This window comes from Rhodococcus sp. SORGH_AS_0303 (genome assembly GCF_030819335.1).
Taxonomy (GTDB): domain Bacteria; phylum Actinomycetota; class Actinomycetes; order Mycobacteriales; family Mycobacteriaceae; genus Rhodococcoides.
Window position 1 is genome coordinate 2,753,045 of the sequence record NZ_JAUTBO010000001.1, and the last position, 14,512, is coordinate 2,767,556.

16 protein-coding genes, 1 tRNA gene and 1 pseudogene are annotated in these 14,512 nt (G+C 67.5%); 8 read left to right on the top strand and 10 right to left on the bottom strand.

The window, feature by feature from the left end:
• Nucleotides 1-2 precede the first annotated feature (2 nt).
• The 3 genes and pseudogenes from QE449_RS12920 (at nt 3) to QE449_RS12930 (ending at nt 2,820) form a co-directional block, all read left to right on the top strand.
• A complete protein-coding gene (locus tag QE449_RS12920) occupies nt 3-995 on the top strand; it encodes a branched-chain amino acid ABC transporter permease (protein ID WP_027506769.1) in 993 nt (330 codons plus the stop codon).
• Nucleotides 985-1,998: an ABC transporter ATP-binding protein gene (locus QE449_RS12925; protein ID WP_027506770.1), complete on the top strand. Its 1,014-nt coding sequence runs from the start codon at nt 985-987 to the stop codon at nt 1,996-1,998. The genes QE449_RS12920 and QE449_RS12925 overlap by 11 nt, the downstream gene beginning before the upstream one ends.
• Nucleotides 1,995-2,820 (top strand): annotated as a pseudogene (locus QE449_RS12930) (ABC transporter ATP-binding protein). The gene QE449_RS12925 and the pseudogene QE449_RS12930 overlap by 4 nt, the downstream one beginning before the upstream one ends.
• Nucleotides 2,821-3,032: 212 nt before the next feature.
• On the opposite strand, the gene QE449_RS12935 reads toward QE449_RS12930, so the two are convergent.
• Both QE449_RS12935 and QE449_RS12940 read right to left on the bottom strand, forming a co-directional pair.
• Complete coding sequence (locus QE449_RS12935; RefSeq protein WP_027506772.1) at nt 3,033-4,370, bottom strand: ABC transporter substrate-binding protein; 1,338 nt, start codon at nt 4,368-4,370, stop codon at nt 3,033-3,035.
• A gap of 189 nt (nt 4,371-4,559) precedes the next feature.
• Nucleotides 4,560-5,165 (bottom strand): ANTAR domain-containing response regulator, encoded by a 606-nt coding sequence (locus tag QE449_RS12940; protein WP_027506773.1) that lies wholly within the window; start codon nt 5,163-5,165, stop codon nt 4,560-4,562.
• 149 nt (nt 5,166-5,314) lie between these two features.
• Between QE449_RS12940 and QE449_RS12945 the strand changes: the two genes are divergently transcribed.
• Nucleotides 5,315-5,391 (top strand) — tRNA-Leu (locus QE449_RS12945).
• A gap of 21 nt (nt 5,392-5,412) precedes the next feature.
• Here QE449_RS12945 and QE449_RS12950 read toward each other — a convergent pair.
• Complete coding sequence (locus tag QE449_RS12950) at nt 5,413-5,790, bottom strand: hypothetical protein (RefSeq protein WP_056447944.1); 378 nt, start codon at nt 5,788-5,790, stop codon at nt 5,413-5,415.
• A 72-nt stretch (nt 5,791-5,862) separates the two neighbouring features.
• Here QE449_RS12950 and QE449_RS12955 point away from each other — a divergent pair, with 72 nt between their 5' ends.
• Genes QE449_RS12955 through QE449_RS12965 form a run of 3 tightly spaced genes read left to right on the top strand, consistent with a single transcriptional unit; the run spans nt 5,863 to nt 7,471 of the window.
• Nucleotides 5,863-6,321, top strand: coding sequence for an anthrone oxygenase family protein (locus QE449_RS12955; protein ID WP_037186651.1), 459 nt, complete (start codon nt 5,863-5,865; stop codon nt 6,319-6,321).
• Complete coding sequence (locus QE449_RS12960; protein ID WP_307093196.1) at nt 6,318-6,815, top strand: DNA-deoxyinosine glycosylase; 498 nt, start codon at nt 6,318-6,320, stop codon at nt 6,813-6,815. Before QE449_RS12955 ends, QE449_RS12960 begins: the two co-directional genes overlap by 4 nt.
• The gene (locus QE449_RS12965) at nt 6,812-7,471 is read left to right on the top strand and encodes a YoaK family protein (RefSeq protein ID WP_056447941.1); all 660 of its coding nucleotides are present in this window, start codon (nt 6,812-6,814) and stop codon (nt 7,469-7,471) included. The genes QE449_RS12960 and QE449_RS12965 overlap by 4 nt, the downstream gene beginning before the upstream one ends.
• A 9-nt stretch (nt 7,472-7,480) precedes the next feature.
• On the opposite strand, the gene QE449_RS12970 is transcribed toward QE449_RS12965, so the two are convergent.
• Nucleotides 7,481-7,846: a helix-turn-helix transcriptional regulator gene (locus QE449_RS12970; protein ID WP_082544652.1), complete on the bottom strand. Its 366-nt coding sequence runs from the start codon at nt 7,844-7,846 to the stop codon at nt 7,481-7,483.
• 128 nt (nt 7,847-7,974) lie between these two features.
• Between QE449_RS12970 and QE449_RS12975 the strand changes: the two genes are divergently transcribed.
• Nucleotides 7,975-8,223, top strand: a complete 249-nt coding sequence (locus QE449_RS12975; RefSeq protein ID WP_027506778.1) for a helix-turn-helix transcriptional regulator — start codon at nt 7,975-7,977, stop codon at nt 8,221-8,223.
• Here QE449_RS12975 and QE449_RS12980 read toward each other — a convergent pair.
• The 6 genes from QE449_RS12980 to trpB form a co-directional block, all read right to left on the bottom strand.
• The gene (locus QE449_RS12980; protein ID WP_307097483.1) at nt 8,198-9,040 is read right to left on the bottom strand and encodes an acyl-CoA thioesterase II; all 843 of its coding nucleotides are present in this window, start codon (nt 9,038-9,040) and stop codon (nt 8,198-8,200) included. The two genes, QE449_RS12975 and QE449_RS12980, sit on opposite strands and share 26 nt — an antisense overlap.
• Before the next feature lie 93 nt (nt 9,041-9,133).
• Nucleotides 9,134-10,552: a pyruvate kinase gene (gene pyk, locus QE449_RS12985; RefSeq protein ID WP_027506780.1), complete on the bottom strand. Its 1,419-nt coding sequence runs from the start codon at nt 10,550-10,552 to the stop codon at nt 9,134-9,136.
• A gap of 99 nt (nt 10,553-10,651) precedes the next feature.
• Nucleotides 10,652-11,392, bottom strand: a complete 741-nt coding sequence (locus QE449_RS12990) for a TM2 domain-containing protein (RefSeq protein ID WP_307093200.1) — start codon at nt 11,390-11,392, stop codon at nt 10,652-10,654.
• Entirely contained in the window at nt 11,370-12,380 is a 1,011-nt protein-coding gene (gene lgt, locus QE449_RS12995; RefSeq protein ID WP_056448086.1) for a prolipoprotein diacylglyceryl transferase, read from the bottom strand. Before lgt ends, QE449_RS12990 begins: the two co-directional genes overlap by 23 nt.
• A complete protein-coding gene (gene trpA, locus QE449_RS13000) occupies nt 12,380-13,183 on the bottom strand; it encodes a tryptophan synthase subunit alpha (protein ID WP_056448083.1) in 804 nt (267 codons plus the stop codon). The genes lgt and trpA overlap by 1 nt, the downstream gene beginning before the upstream one ends.
• A gap of 20 nt (nt 13,184-13,203) precedes the next feature.
• Nucleotides 13,204-14,463, bottom strand: coding sequence for a tryptophan synthase subunit beta (gene trpB / locus QE449_RS13005; RefSeq protein WP_373428295.1), 1,260 nt, complete (start codon nt 14,461-14,463; stop codon nt 13,204-13,206).
• Nucleotides 14,464-14,512: the final 49 nt, after the last annotated feature.

The following is a 14,512-nucleotide window of genomic DNA, read 5'->3' on the forward strand; positions in this document are numbered from 1 at the left end:
CCATGGACATCATCGGAGCAATCCAGGTATCGCTGGCCCAGCTCGTCGGGCCCTCCGCGATCTTCTACGCACTTCTCGCCATCGGACTGAACCTGCACTTCGGCTACGCAGGACTGCTCAACTTCGGTCAGATCGGCTTCGCCCTGCTGGGCGGATACGGCGTCGGCATCATGACCATCACGTACGAACAGCCGCTGTGGCTCGGCATCCTCGTCGGACTCGCGGCAGCCGGTCTCCTCGCGCTCGTGCTCGGTATCCCCACCCTGCGACTGCGGGCGGACTATCTCGCCATCGTCACCATCGCGGCGTCGGAGATCCTGCGACTGGTCTTCCGGTCCACCGCGTCGAACGGTGTCACCGGATCGACCAACGGCCTCTTCGGTTTCGCCGATCCGTTCACCAACCTCAGCCCGTTCGACTCGGGCAAGCAGTACTCGTTCGTCGGCGTGAAGTTCTACGGCGACGACCTGTGGGCCATGGTGGTCGGATGGTCACTGGTGCTGATCCTGTGCGGACTCGTGTACCTGCTCACGCACAGCCCCTGGGGACGCGTCCTCAAGGCGGTGCGCGAGGACGAGGACGCCGCCCGCTCGCTGGGCAAGAACGTCTTCGTCTACAAGATGCAGGCCCTCGTCCTCGGTGGCGTCATCGGCGGTATGGGCGGCGTGTTCAACGCTCTGCAGACCAAGTCGATCAACCCCGACTTCTACTCGACGGCGCAGACCTTCTTCGCCTTCGGCGCACTGATCCTCGGCGGTGCGGCCACGGTCTTCGGTCCGGTCGTCGGAGCCATGCTCTTCTGGTTCTTCCTGTCGATCCCCGACGTGCTGCTGCGTCAGGCCGCCGCCGGCGACGACCCGCTCATTCCGATGACCGAACAGCAGGTCGGCGCCACACGATTCGTCCTCCTCGGCATCCTCATCGCGGTGCTGATGATCTTCCGCCCGCAGGGACTGCTGGGCAACAAGCGGGAGGTACAGCTCGATGCCAAGTAACACCATCGCGGCACGCAAGCCGCTCAGCGCCGAGGTGCGCGCGGCGTTGTTCGCCGACGTCGCGAACACCCCCGGCGTCGCCAAGCCCGACCCGACCATGGTGGTCGACGGCGTGTCCCGGACCTTCGGTGGCCTCAAGGCCGTCGACGTGGCACACCTCGAGATCCAGCGTGGCTGCATCACCGGTCTGATCGGCCCGAACGGCGCCGGCAAGACGACCTTGTTCAACCTGCTCACCGGGTTCGACCAGCCGGACACCGGGTCCTGGTCGATGGACGGCAAGTCGCTGGGCAGGATGACGCCGCACCAGGTGGCGCGCCACGGCGTGGTGCGCACGTTCCAGCTGACGAAGGCACTGTCGAAGCTGACCGTGCTGGACAACGTCCGGCTCGGTGCCACGGGACAGAAGGGTGAGCGGATCTTCAACACGCTCATGCCGTGGACGTGGAAGGCGCAGGAGCGGGAGGTGACCGAGCGTGCGCGGGAACTGCTCGCGCGATTCAAACTCGACGCGAAGTCCGAGGACCTCGCGGGATCCCTCTCCGGCGGACAGCGCAAGCTGCTCGAGATGGCGCGAGCGCTCATGACCGATCCCGCCGTCGTCATGCTCGACGAGCCCATGGCCGGCGTGAATCCCGCACTGACGCAGAGCCTTCTGGGCCACATCAAGTCGCTGCGCGACGACGGCATGACCGTCGTCTTCGTCGAGCACGACATGGACGTCATCCGCGACATCAGTGACTGGGTCGTGGTCATGGCTCAGGGCAGCGTCATCGCCGAGTCCGCGCCCGCGCAGTTGGCGGACAACGAGGCCGTCGTCGACGCGTACCTGGGAAGCCACCACGATCAGGCGCTCGAGTTCGACGCCGACGGAAATCCTGTGGGCGCCACGGCAGAACTGGCCGAGGCGCTCGAGCAGGCCGAGGTCGAGACACTCGAGTCGGGCGGAGATCTCTCCGCGGCCGAACCCGAGATCGGGACGGACAAGAGGACCACGACATGACCGAATCCGGAGCGACCACATCCGGGGGAACCGGGCTCACCGCAGCAGAATTCGCGGCGACACCGGACGAACACCGCCGCCTGGCCACCGACGCGCTCGTGCGTGCCGACGACCTGGTGGCCGGATACATCCCCGGCGTGAACATCCTGAAGGACTGCAACTTCTATCTGAACGACGGCGAGATCGTCGGCATCATCGGCCCCAACGGTGCCGGCAAGTCGACGTTGCTCAAGGCACTCTTCGGTCTCATCCCGATCCGCAGCGGATCCGTCACGCTGCGCGGCGACACCATCACCTCCGCCGAGGCACACGTGCTCGTGACGAAGGGCGTCGGTTACGTTCCGCAGACCCAGAACGTGTTTCCCTCGCTCACCATCGAGGAGAACCTCGAGATGGGGATCTACCTGCGGCCGAAGAAGTTCCAGGAACGGTTCGACTTCGTGAGCGAGCTTTTTCCCGCTGCTGTCGGAGCGTCGCAAGATCAAGGCGGGCGCACTGTCCGGTGGCGAGCGGCAGATGGTCGCCATGGGCCGCGCGCTGATGATGGAACCGTCCGTGCTGCTGCTCGACGAGCCGTCGGCCGGACTGTCTCCGATGTTCCAGGACGAGGTCTTCATCCGCTGCAAGAAGATCAACGCGGCAGGCGTCTCCATCATCATGGTGGAGCAGAATGCTCGCCGGTGCCTCCAGATCTGTGACCGCGGCTACGTGCTGGATCAGGGCAAGAATGCGTACACCGACACCGGCACGAACCTGATGAACGACCCCAAGGTCATCGAGCTGTACCTCGGCACGTTGGCGGGGAGCAAAGAGAAGAAGTAGTACCCGCGCACACCGACAGGGGCGCTCCGAGTTCGCTCGGGGCGCCCTTCTCGCTGTCTGCGGCCCCTCACCCTCGGCGAGTACGTCCGAAGTGCCGTGCAACGAGCCGTATTCACAGCACTGTCGACGTACTCGCGGACGGGGAGCCCCGAGCACGACAGCAGAACGGGCCCGACTCCGGTGGAGTCGGGCCCGTTCCGGGTTACTGCAGATCAGCCGCCGACGACGATGTAGTCCTCGGTGGTGAGCTTGTTGTCCGGTCCGAAGACCAGCTTGCCGTACGAGCCGACGGACGGCTCACCGCCGTCGGTGAACGCGAGCTCACCGGTGACACCGTCGTAGTCGATGTCGGTTCCGGCCTTCACCAGCGGCAGGCACTCCTGGAACGTGGTGCACTTCGTTCCGTCCTTGGTGACGGAGTTGATGTTCGCCGCGATGTCGACACCCGCGGTGGACTTCGCCTGCTCCGCGGCCAGGGCGGAGATCACGACGGCGTCGTAGGACTCACCGGCGTAGTTGAAGTCGACCAGAGCCGGGTTGACGGCCTTGAGACGGTCCTGGAAACCGGCGCCCACGTCGGTGAGCGGCGTGGTGCCACGCATGGTGTCGAGCAGGCCGGGTCCGACCGACTCGCCGAGGGCGTTGCCCATGTTGCCGTCGACGCCGTAGACGGCGGTGCCGTCCGACGGTCCGATGCCGATCTCGTGCATACGGGTGATGATCTTCGCCGACTCCTCGAAGCCGATGATGGCGACGGCGTCCGGGTTGAAGTTCTTCACCTGGTCCACCTCGGCGTTGAACGACTGCGCGTTGGGGTCGTAGATGATCTTCTGGATCTGGTCGGACGCGATGCCGGCGTCCTCGAGGTTGGTGACAGTGTTGCTCGCCAGGCCCGTACCGTACGGGTCGTTGAGCGCGAGGATGGAGACGCGCTGGCCGCCGTCCTCGGCGATGAGCTGCGAGAGCGCCTGTGCCTGAAGCACATCGGTCGGTGCCGTGCGGAAGTACTGGCCCTTGTCCGCGTAGCAGACGAACTGGTCGGAGGTGTTGGCCGGCGAGATCTGCACGACGCCGGCGCTGGCGATCTTGTCGATGACCTTGAGGGACACCGAGGACGACGCTGCACCCAGGATGACACTGACGCCGGCCGCGAGCTCGCGGTCGACGGTGCTGTTCGCGGTGTCCGTGGTGGTGTCGCCCGAGTCGCCGGGGATGAGCTCCATCGGCTGGTCGAGAACGCCACCGGCGCCGTTGACGTCGTTGACTGCGAGCTGCACGCCGGCGACCTCGGGCGGGCCGAGGAAGGCGAGGCTACCGGTCTCGGGAAGCAGTGTGCCGAGCTTGAGCGGAGTGGTCACCGGCGTCGCGCCGGCAGTTGCCTGCTCGGGTGTGCAGTCGGTGTCCACGGTGGCCTCCGCAGCTGCGGAAGAGCCGCCGGCAGCGCTGGTTTCGCTGCCGGAACTCGAATCGTCGCTCGAGGAACAGCCGAACAGGGCGAGCGAAGCGACGCTCACCACCGCAGCCGTCCGAACGATGGTTCGTCTTGCCATCTGTCGTCTCCTAGAAATATGTGCGTCACGCACCCGATACCGTGACGCTCGTGAAGGAGAACCTATCGCTCCCCGACGGTTCGCGACCCGTGGAACAAGCCCTGTGACCTTACTGTGACGTCTACGCAGCCAGTTTTAACGCAGCCGTAGCCTGGCACAGTCTTCGAGGCCGGATCACGGCACTCGGTGTCACGCGACGGGGGCGTCTCCGAGCGTCTCGATGACGACGGAGGCGACCGCTTTCATGGTGGTGCGTCGGTCCATCGCGGCCCGCTGGATCCACGTGAAGGCCTCCGGCTCGGAGAGCGACTGGGACGTCATCAGCAGACCCTTGGCGCGCTCGATGAGTTTGCGCGTGTCGAGGCGGTCGTGGAGATCCGCGATCTCGGTCTCCAGCGCGGAGATCTCGGTGAACCGGCTGGCGGCCAGTTCCACGGCGGGCACCAGGTCCGCCTTCGTGAAGGGCTTCACCAGATACGCCATGGCGCCGGCGTCGCGGGCCCTCTCGACGAGTTCGCGCTGGCTGAAGGCCGTCAGGATCACGACCGGAGCCAACCGAGCCGCGGCGATCTCGGAGGCCGCGTCGATACCGTCTCGACGCGGCATCTTCACGTCCATGATCACCAGATCCGGAACCAGGGCGCGGACGAGGTCCACCGCTTCCTGACCGTCCGCGGCCTCGCCGACGACGTCGTACCCCTCCTCGCGCAACATCTCCACGAGGTCCAGCCGAATGAGTGACTCGTCCTCCGCGACCACCACACGACGTGGCTGTGACGGTGCCGGTGTGTTCACGCTGACTCGCCCTCCCTCGATGCACTGCTCCCCCGCGGCGGCGCCGTTCTCGACGCTGCGCCCGGGCCGTCGTCAGGGTACCGGTGCACCGCATCCGGCACCGATCTTCTACACTCGGTGACCGCACCAGCTCGCCCCGCGAGCGGTTCGCCCTCGTATCCCAATTGGCAGAGGAAACGGATTCAAAACCCGTGCAGTGTGAGTTCGAGTCTCACCGAGGGCACCAGTACATCTCCCCCGCAGCCGCTCAGGCCATCGATCGAACGTCCAGCGAGAGCGCGAATCCCGGATCGGCCGCCCCCGTCGTCAGGCGCAGCACGTGGCGCCCCACCCGTCGGCATGCGAAGGAGATCGGGAACGCCACAGCCTGCTGCTCCCCCTCGAGGTGACCGGCGACGGGCAGTTCGAACACGTGCAGAGGCTCGTCCTCGCCGTCCGTGATCTCCACCCGTACCCGCTCACCCGACACGTCGTCGGGGCCACGCTGCAGCAGGACCACCAGGTAGGCCTCGACGGGCTGCGCGAGGGACGGGACCACACACCAGTCCCAGATGCCGCCGAGCACGTCGAGCTTCTGGTCCGACTGGCGCGCGTAGTCGGCGAAGAAGGCACTCGTGACGATCATCGGACGACCCCGGCGGTGGGCACCGTGATCTGATGGGACGACAGAACCGCCGCATCATCGAAAGGCTCCGTCGTGTCCGTTCTGCTCTCCGCCGCCGTCGTCGCGGCGGGTGTCGGTTCCGCTGCGGTGGCCGGCGTCCTGCTGGCCTTCTCCATCGCCGTGATGCCGGCGCTGGGCGTACAGCCCGCGTCCGCCGCCACGGCGGTGATGACGCGCGTGAACGTGGTCATCGTCGCTCCCGTCTTCATGGTCCTGCTGTTCGGTACCGCGGCGGCATCGGTCCTCGCCGCCGTCACCGCGTTCCTCGAGCCTGGCACACCCGCCGTTCTCGTCGCAGCGGCGGCGGCGCTCTACGTCGCGGGCTGCCTCGGCGTGACCGTCGCCGTCAACGTGCCGCTCAACGATCGGCTCGCTGCCGCGGAGGACGTGTGGCCCGAGTACCTCACTCGGTGGACCCGGTGGAACCACGTCCGCGTGGTCGCAGGACTGGGTGCGTCGGTGCTGTTCGTCGTCGCCGGTGTCGCAGCATGACGGTGGTGCACGGCTTCGCCCCGCTCGTCGGCGACTCGCCGCACACGCTGGTGCTCGGTTCCATGCCGGGGGTCGCGTCGCTGACGGCCGAGCAGTACTACGCCCATCCGCGGAATGCGTTCTGGCCCATCATGACTCACATCTTCCACCTACCCGGGGATGTCGGTTACGCGGAGCGCGTGCGCGCACTCACGGCCGCGGGCGTCGCGGTGTGGGACGTTCTCGAACTGTGCACTCGCGAGGGCAGTCTCGACTCGGCCATCGAGAGCGACACGGTGGTGCCGAACGACATCGACGCGCTGCTCACGGCCCACCCCACCCTGGACCGCATCGTGTTCAACGGCGCCGCGGCGGCGCGGCTGTTCGCTCGCCACGTGGCGCTGTCCCGGCCCGTCGAGACGTTCCGTCTGCCGTCCACCAGCCCTGCCCATGCCGCCCTGAGCGCGGCGGCGAAGGTCGACGCCTGGCGCATCGTCGCGAGGGAAGACCGGTGACCGCGACGGCCTCGAGTCTGCGCTTCGCGCTCCTCGTCACCGCTGCGAGCGGGTTCCTCGATGCCTACACCTACGTCAGCCGAGGCGGCGTCTTCGCCAACGCGCAGACGGGCAACGTGATCTTCCTGGCGATCGAGGTGTCGCGGACGCACTGGCGGGACGCGGCCCAACACCTGTGGCCGATCCTCGCGTTCGTGGTCGGTGTCTCGATCGCCAACGTCATCAAGACGGGACGCGCCGAACGCCGAGTGCACCGGCCGATCCGGTGGTCCATCGCGGCGCAGGCAGCCATCCTCGCCGTGGTGGGCTTCGTACCCGCCACGGTGCCGAATGCGCTGGTCACCGTGCCGATCTCGTTCATCGCCGCGCTGCAGATCGCCCTGTTCCGGAACATCGGCGATCTCAACTACATCGCGATCGCGATGACCGGAAATCTGATGCGCGTGACCGAGGCCGGCTTCGCTGCGATCGTCGACCGCGACTCCGCCGGCCGACGGGCGTTCGGTGTCTACAGCGCCGTGATCGCCGTGTTCGTCCTCGGCGCACTGGCCGGCGCCGCCGCGACCGGGTCCGTCGGCGTCCGCGCCGCGTGGATACCGGCCGCGGTGTTGGCGGCGACGCTCGCGATCTTCGTCATCGACGAGCGCACGCCCTGAACACCCCGGTCAGTCGTGGCTCACCGGTGACCCCGATGCGACCATGCCCCGCGCCAACTCGAGTCGACGTCGGACGGCCGTGATCAACTCGTCGTCCGTCAGCGCGGCGGCGCTGGCGGCCAACTCGATCGACGCGTCGACTTCTCGAGGCTCGAGGTAGCGCGCGACGACGAGCGCCTCCACCGGATTCCGACCGAAGTGCCGTGCGACCGCGATCACGCGATCCGCACTCGGCGTGTTCTTCCCCAGTTTCCATCTCGAGACCGACGCGGGGTCCACCCCTGCAGCCCGCGCGATCTCCACTTGTGATGCTCTGTCTGTGACGCGGTTCAGATACTCCCACCACGTCTCCCCCACCCCGGACGTCTGATCCATGGCGCGAACACTACTGACACGGACGCAAGTTCACGCGCAGTGTGTCGATTGCCCGCCCGCCAGTGCATGTGTACCTTTCGTCTCGTGCGCGCAACGAGCGCGACACGATCGATCACCGGGGGGAATCGATGGCGAATCTCGAGCTGGACCGCGACGGGCTGGAACGACTACGGCGCTTCGCTCACATCACGACCGACGGGCAACTGGCCGAACGCATCGGGGTCGACCCGGCCACGGTCTCCCGCATTCTCAGCGGGAAGTGCGCGCCCGGAACGAAATTCATCGCCGGCCTGCTCTCGGAGTTCGGGACCGACCGCTTCGACGACGTCTTCGTGGTGACCGACGACCGCGTCATCGTGCCGGGAAATGGCGGATGAGCCCTTCCTGCACCACGGTCGCCACCAATTCTCCTCCGCGCGAGAAGAATCGGCCGGTGGCCAGTCCGCGGGACCCCGCGGCGACCGGCGACTCGGTGGCGTAGAGCATCCACTCGTCGAAGCGGAACGGACGGTGGAACCAGATGGAATGGTTCACCGTCGCGGCCACGATACGGTCGAAACCCCAGGACAGGCCGTGTGTGGTGATGATCGAGTCGAGCACCGTCGTGTCCGACGCGTATCCCATCGTGGCGACGTGCAGAGCGGGATCGTCGGGCAACGGTCCGTCGGACTTCATCCATACCCTGTTGTGGTTCGACCGTTCTCCGGTGCCCTTCATGATCCAGGCCGGATCATTGGCGTACCGCATGTCGATCGGCTTCAGCGCGTCCACGAACATCTTCAGACGGTCCTCGTACCCGTCGAAGTGGTTGCCCAGCGGCGGCAGCGATTCCGGGTACTCCACCTCGGGCCACTCGACGCTGTGCTCGAGGCCGCCGCGCGAGTCCTGGTAGGCGGCGAGCATGACGAACAGCTCCTCGTCACCCTGGTAAGCCGTCACCTGACGGTTGGCGAAGGCGCGGCCGTCACGATGACGTTCCACGCGGAAAGTGATGTCTCGCTTGACATCTCCGCCGCGAATGAAGTGTGCGTTGATGGCGTGGATCGGCCTCGCCCCGCTGACGGTGCGGCCGGCCGCGACCAGCGCCTGGGCGACCAGCTGTCCGCCGAACGTTCTGCTCCCGACCTCTGCCGGGTGCCGGCCGACGTAGGTGTTCTCGTCGACCTCCGTGAGGTCGAGGATGTCCAGCAACACGTCGAGGTCGCGTGAGCGCCCCGCCGTGGCGAACGGCGCGTCCCCCCGACGCGCCGATTCCGGTCTGTCGACCGTTCCCCCCAGTTCGGTCACTTACCGGTCCTCTTCTCCGATTCGGTGCACGTGGATCAAGTTGGTGGAGCCTACAGTGCCGGGAGGCGCACCGGCGACGATCACGACCTGGTCGCCGCGGTGATAACGGTCGAGCTCGAGCAACGACTTGTCGACCTCACGCACCATGCCGTCGGTGGTGTCGACGAACGGCACCAGGAACGTCTCGGTGCCCCAGGTCAGAGCGAGCTGACTGCGCACCTCGGGGATGGACGTGAAGGCCAGCAGCGGCAGCCGCGAATGCAGACGCGCCATGCGCCGCACGGTGTCACCGGACTGCGTGAAGGCGACGAGAGCGCGTGCGTCGAGCCGCTCTCCGATGTCGCGAGCCGCGTAGGAGATGACGCCGCGCTTGGTGCGCGGAGTGTGGGTGAGCGCCGGAACCGCGTCGCCCTCCATCTCGACGGTCTCCACGATGCGTGCCATCGTGCGCACCGTCTCCATGACGAACTTGCCGACGGAGGTCTCGCCGGACAGCATGACGGCGTCGGTGCCGTCGAGCACCGCGTTCGCGACGTCGGACGCCTCCGCGCGGGTGGGACGCGAGTTCTCGATCATCGACTCGAGCATCTGCGTGGCGACGATGACAGGCTTGGCGTTGGCGCGCGCGATCTGGATGGCGCGCTTCTGCACCAGCGGCACCTGCTCGAGCGGGAGCTCGACACCGAGGTCACCACGCGCGACCATCACCGCGTCGAACGCGAGGACGATGGCCTCGAGGTTGTCGACCGCTTCCGGCTTCTCGATCTTGGCGATGACGGGGACCCGGCGGCCCACCCGGTCCATGATCGCGTGCACCAGCTCGACGTCGGCCGGCGACCGCACGAACGACAGTGCGATGAAGTCGACTCCCAGGGCCAGAGCGAACTCGAGATCCTCGGTGTCCTTGTCCGACATGGCGGGAACCGACACGTCCATGCCGGGGAGGGACACGCCCTTGTTGTTGCTGACGGGGCCGCCCTCGGTCACGCGGCAGAGGACGTCGTTGCCCTCGACACCGGTGACGACCAGACCGACCTTGCCGTCGTCGACGAGGAGGCGATCGCCTTCCTTGGCGTCCTGCGCGAGTTCCTTGTAGGTCGTGGAGACCCGATCGTGGGTGCCCTCGCACTCCTCGACCGTGATGCGGATCAGCTCACCGTTGGCCCAGGTGGTCTTGCCCTCCTTGAACCGGCCGAGCCGGATCTTCGGACCCTGCAGGTCGGCGAGGATGCCCACGGCCTTCCCGGTGGCGTTCGACGCCGCACGCACCCGCTTGTAGTTCGCCTCGTGGTCGGGGTAGTCGCCGTGGCTGAAATTCAGCCGAGCCACATCCATTCCGCTCTCGACGAGTTCCTTGATTCTCTCGTCGGTGGCAGTCGCCGGTCCCAGGGTGCATACGATCTTCGTCCGTCGGGTCACGGGCGCAAGCCTAGTCCCCGCCGGACCCGATTCCTATCGACGACGCCGCTCTATGTCCTGACAATTGGGCTACTGGCCAGTAGTTAACCGGGAGGTCGTTCAGGGTTTGAGAAGTCGGCCGTTCCCGTCGCGGACCTTGCTCACGAGCATCACGATGCCGTCGGCGAGGCACCACAGCCAGACGGCCGCGTAGAGCGGGATACCGATCAACGCGCCGATGATCGTCACGGTCAGCAGGACGCTCACGATGAACGACACGAGCTGCGCGACGCCGAGCACCGTCGAGCCGATGTAGAACCGGCCGATGCCGAGCGGCAGACCGAAGAGCAGCGGGGCCAACTGGAGAACGCCTGCCGTCACCTTCGACTTGTCGCCGAACGGTTCACCCGTCCCCATGTCTCGACCGAACGGCGCCATCGGATCGACGCCGTGGCCGCCCGCGAACGGTGGCTGCCCGTACTGCGGCTGCTGACCGTACTGGGGCTGCCCGTACTGCGGCTGGGCGTACTGCGGCTGGGCGTACTGGGGCTGACCGTACTGGGGCTGGGCGTACGGGGTGTCCGCGGCCGGCCGTGCGGACCAGTCCGTCGACTCGGGCTCACGATTCCAGGAGCCGTACTCGCCGACCGGGTAGCCGAAGGCAGCCGTGTCACCGGCCGACGGTTCGGGGTACGTCCCGGGCGACGGGTAGGACGGGTAGGCGCCGGAACCCGGACCCTCGCCGAAACTGGCGTTGGTGTTCCACCCCGGACCGGGAGTGCTCCCGGTGACGTCGTCGGACCCCACGGGGTCCGAGCCGGTCGACTTCTTCGTCAGGTCAGGCTTGTCCGGATCGGTCACGTCCCTCGTCCTCACTCGTCGTCGGGGTGGTCACCTCGTCGGTGGATCGGTCCTCGTCCTTCGCCGGAGCATCGGCGTCCGCCTCGTCCGTCACCTCGCCGTCAGGCTCGACCTCGTCGGTCCGGGTGCGCAGCGTGGCCGGTTCCTCACGACCCTTGGGCGCGAGGACGACGTACGCCAGCGCGAGCAGGAAGACGATGCCGGAGGTGAACGAGTTGACGCGGATGCCGCCGATCAGCGTCGCGAAGTCGCTGCGCATCAGCTCGATGACGAAGCGTCCGGCGCAGTAGCCCGCGACGTACAGGGCGAAGATGCGGCCGTGTCCGAGGCGGAAGCGACGGTCGACCAGCACCAGGAGCACGACGACAACGACGTTCCACAACAGTTCGTACAGGAACGTCGGATGCACGACCCGCTCGACGATTCCGGTGGAGACGCCGGCGAGGGAGTCGACCCGACCGTTGGCGTCGACGCGTTCGTAGATCTCGAGGCCCCACGGCAGGGTGGTGTCGCGTCCGTAGAGCTCCTGGTTGAAGTAGTTGCCGATGCGGCCGATGGCCTGCGCGAGGAGGATGCCCGGCGCGACGGCGTCGCCGAAGGCCGGGAGCGGTATCCCGCGTCGCCTGCAGGCGATCCACGCGCCGACACCACCCAGGAAGACGGCGCCCCAGATGCCGAGACCGCCCTGCCAGATCTTGAGGGCGTCGATCGGATTGCCACCCTCGCCGAAGTACGTCGGCGCGTCGGTGATGACGTGGTAGAGCCGACCGCCGATGAGACCGAACGGCACGGCCCACACGGCGACGTCGAGGACGGTCCCCTTGTCGCCGCCGCGGGCGACCCAGCGGCGGTCACCCCACACGATCGCGACGACGATGCCGACGATGATGAAGAAGGCGTACGCCCGCAGTGCGAGCGGCCCGACGTACCAGACGCCCTGCGGCGGACTGGGGATGTAGGCGAGCACGGCGGTGTTCGCCGCGAGCATCACGACGCGGCCTTCGCCGACCGCACGCCCTCGGCGAGTTCTGCGGTGAGCGCGGAAACGGCGCCGACACCCTGGTCGACGGCGGAGACGAGCGCGGATCCGACGATGACGGCGTCGGCGTACGCGGCGATCTCCGCGGCCTGGGCACCGGAACGCACCCCGAGGCCGATGCCGATGGGGATGTCGGAGTGCACGCGGATGCGGGACACCAGTGCGGGCGCGGCAGAGGACACCGCATCGCGGGCACCCGTCACGCCCATGGTCGACGCGGCGTAGACGAAACCGCTGCTCGACTGCACGGTGCGCGAGAGACGCTCCTCCGTCGACGACGGTGCGACGAGGAAGATGCGATCGAGCCCGTGCTCCTCGGAGGCGCCGAGCCAGTCGCCGGCCTCGTCGGGGATCAGGTCCGGCGTGATCATGCCGAGGCCGCCCGCCGACGCGAGATTCGCGGCGAACTCGGTCACGCCGTACTTCATGACCGGGTTCCAGTACGTCATGACGACGGCCTTGCCACCGGCGTCGGCGATGGCCTCGACCACGGTGAAGACGTCGCGGACGCGGGCGCCGTTGGCCAGGGCGCGCCCTGCGGCGGCCGCGATGGTGGGGCCGTCCATGACGGGATCGGAGTACGGGACGCCGACCTCGATGATGTCGCAGCCGCTGTCGACGAGCGCGCGCACGGCGTCGATCGACTCGGGCACCGTCGGGAACCCGGCGGGCAGGTAGCCGACGAGGGCCGCGCGGTGCTCACCGCGGGTGTGGTCGAAGACCGGGCCCAACCGCGACGGACCGGAGTGCACCGGGATGGGGGTGGGGGTGCTCACGTCACGTTGCCCTTCTCGTCCAGGATGCCGAACCACTTCGCGGCGGTGTCGACGTCCTTGTCTCCGCGACCGGAGAGGTTGACCAGGATCATGGCGCCGTCACCGAGTTCACGGCCGAGCTTCACGGCACCCGCGATGGCGTGCGCGGACTCGATCGCCGGGATGATGCCCTCGGTCTTGCACAGCAGAGTGAAGGCCTCCATGGCCTCCGTGTCGGTGATGGGTCGGTACTCGGCTCGCCCGATGTCGTTGAGGTACGAGTGCTCCGGTCCGACGCCCGGGTAGTCGAGCCCGGCGGAGATGGAGTGCGAGTCGATGGTCTGACCGTCCTCGTCCTGCAGCAGGTACGAGAAGGCGCCGTGGAGGGCGCCGGGCGAGCCCGCACCGATGGTCGCGGCGTGGCGACCCGTCTCGATGCCGTCGCCGGCTGCCTCGTACCCGATCAGCCGGACGTCCGCGTCGTCGATGAAGGCGTGGAAGATGCCGATGGCGTTCGACCCGCCGCCGACGCACGCGGCGATGGCGTCGGGAAGCCGGCCGTGATCGTGCAGCATCTGCGCGCGTGCCTCCATGCCGATGATGCGCTGGAAATCGCGGACCATCATGGGGAACGGGTGCGGTCCGGCGACGGTGCCGAAGCAGTAGTAGGTCTCGTCCGCGTTGGTCACCCAGTCGCGCAGCGCCTCGTTGATGGCGTCCTTGAGTGTGCGCGAGCCGGACGTCACCGCGACGACGTCGGAACCGAGGAGCTTCATCCGGGCGACGTTGAGGGCCTGACGCTCGGTGTCCACCTCGCCCATGTAGACGAGGCACTCGAGGCCGAGCAGCGCACAGGCCGTGGCCGTGGCGACGCCGTGCTGGCCGGCGCCGGTCTCGGCGATGACGCGGGTCTTGCCCATCCGCTTGGCGAGCAGCACCTGGCCCAGCACATTGTTGATCTTGTGCGAACCGGTGTGGTTGAGGTCCTCGCGCTTGAGGAAGATGCGGGCCCCACCGGCCTGCTTCGACAGATTCGCCGCCTCGAAGATCGGCGACGGGCGACCGGTGTAGTCGCGCTGCAGACGATCGAGCTGGTCGAGGAAGTCTCGATCTCCGCGCGCCTTGGCGTACTCGGTGGTGACTTCCTCGATGACGCCCATGAGCGCCTCGGGCACGTAGCGGCCGCCGTACTTACCGAAGTGTCCGCCGAGGTCGGGGTCGTGATCGGTGCGATCGGTGATGCCGTCGCTCGAGTTCGGAAGATAGCTGGTAGTCACGGTGTCGAGTCTGCCCGATGACACACCGGGACGACGAGCCGGGTGGAGC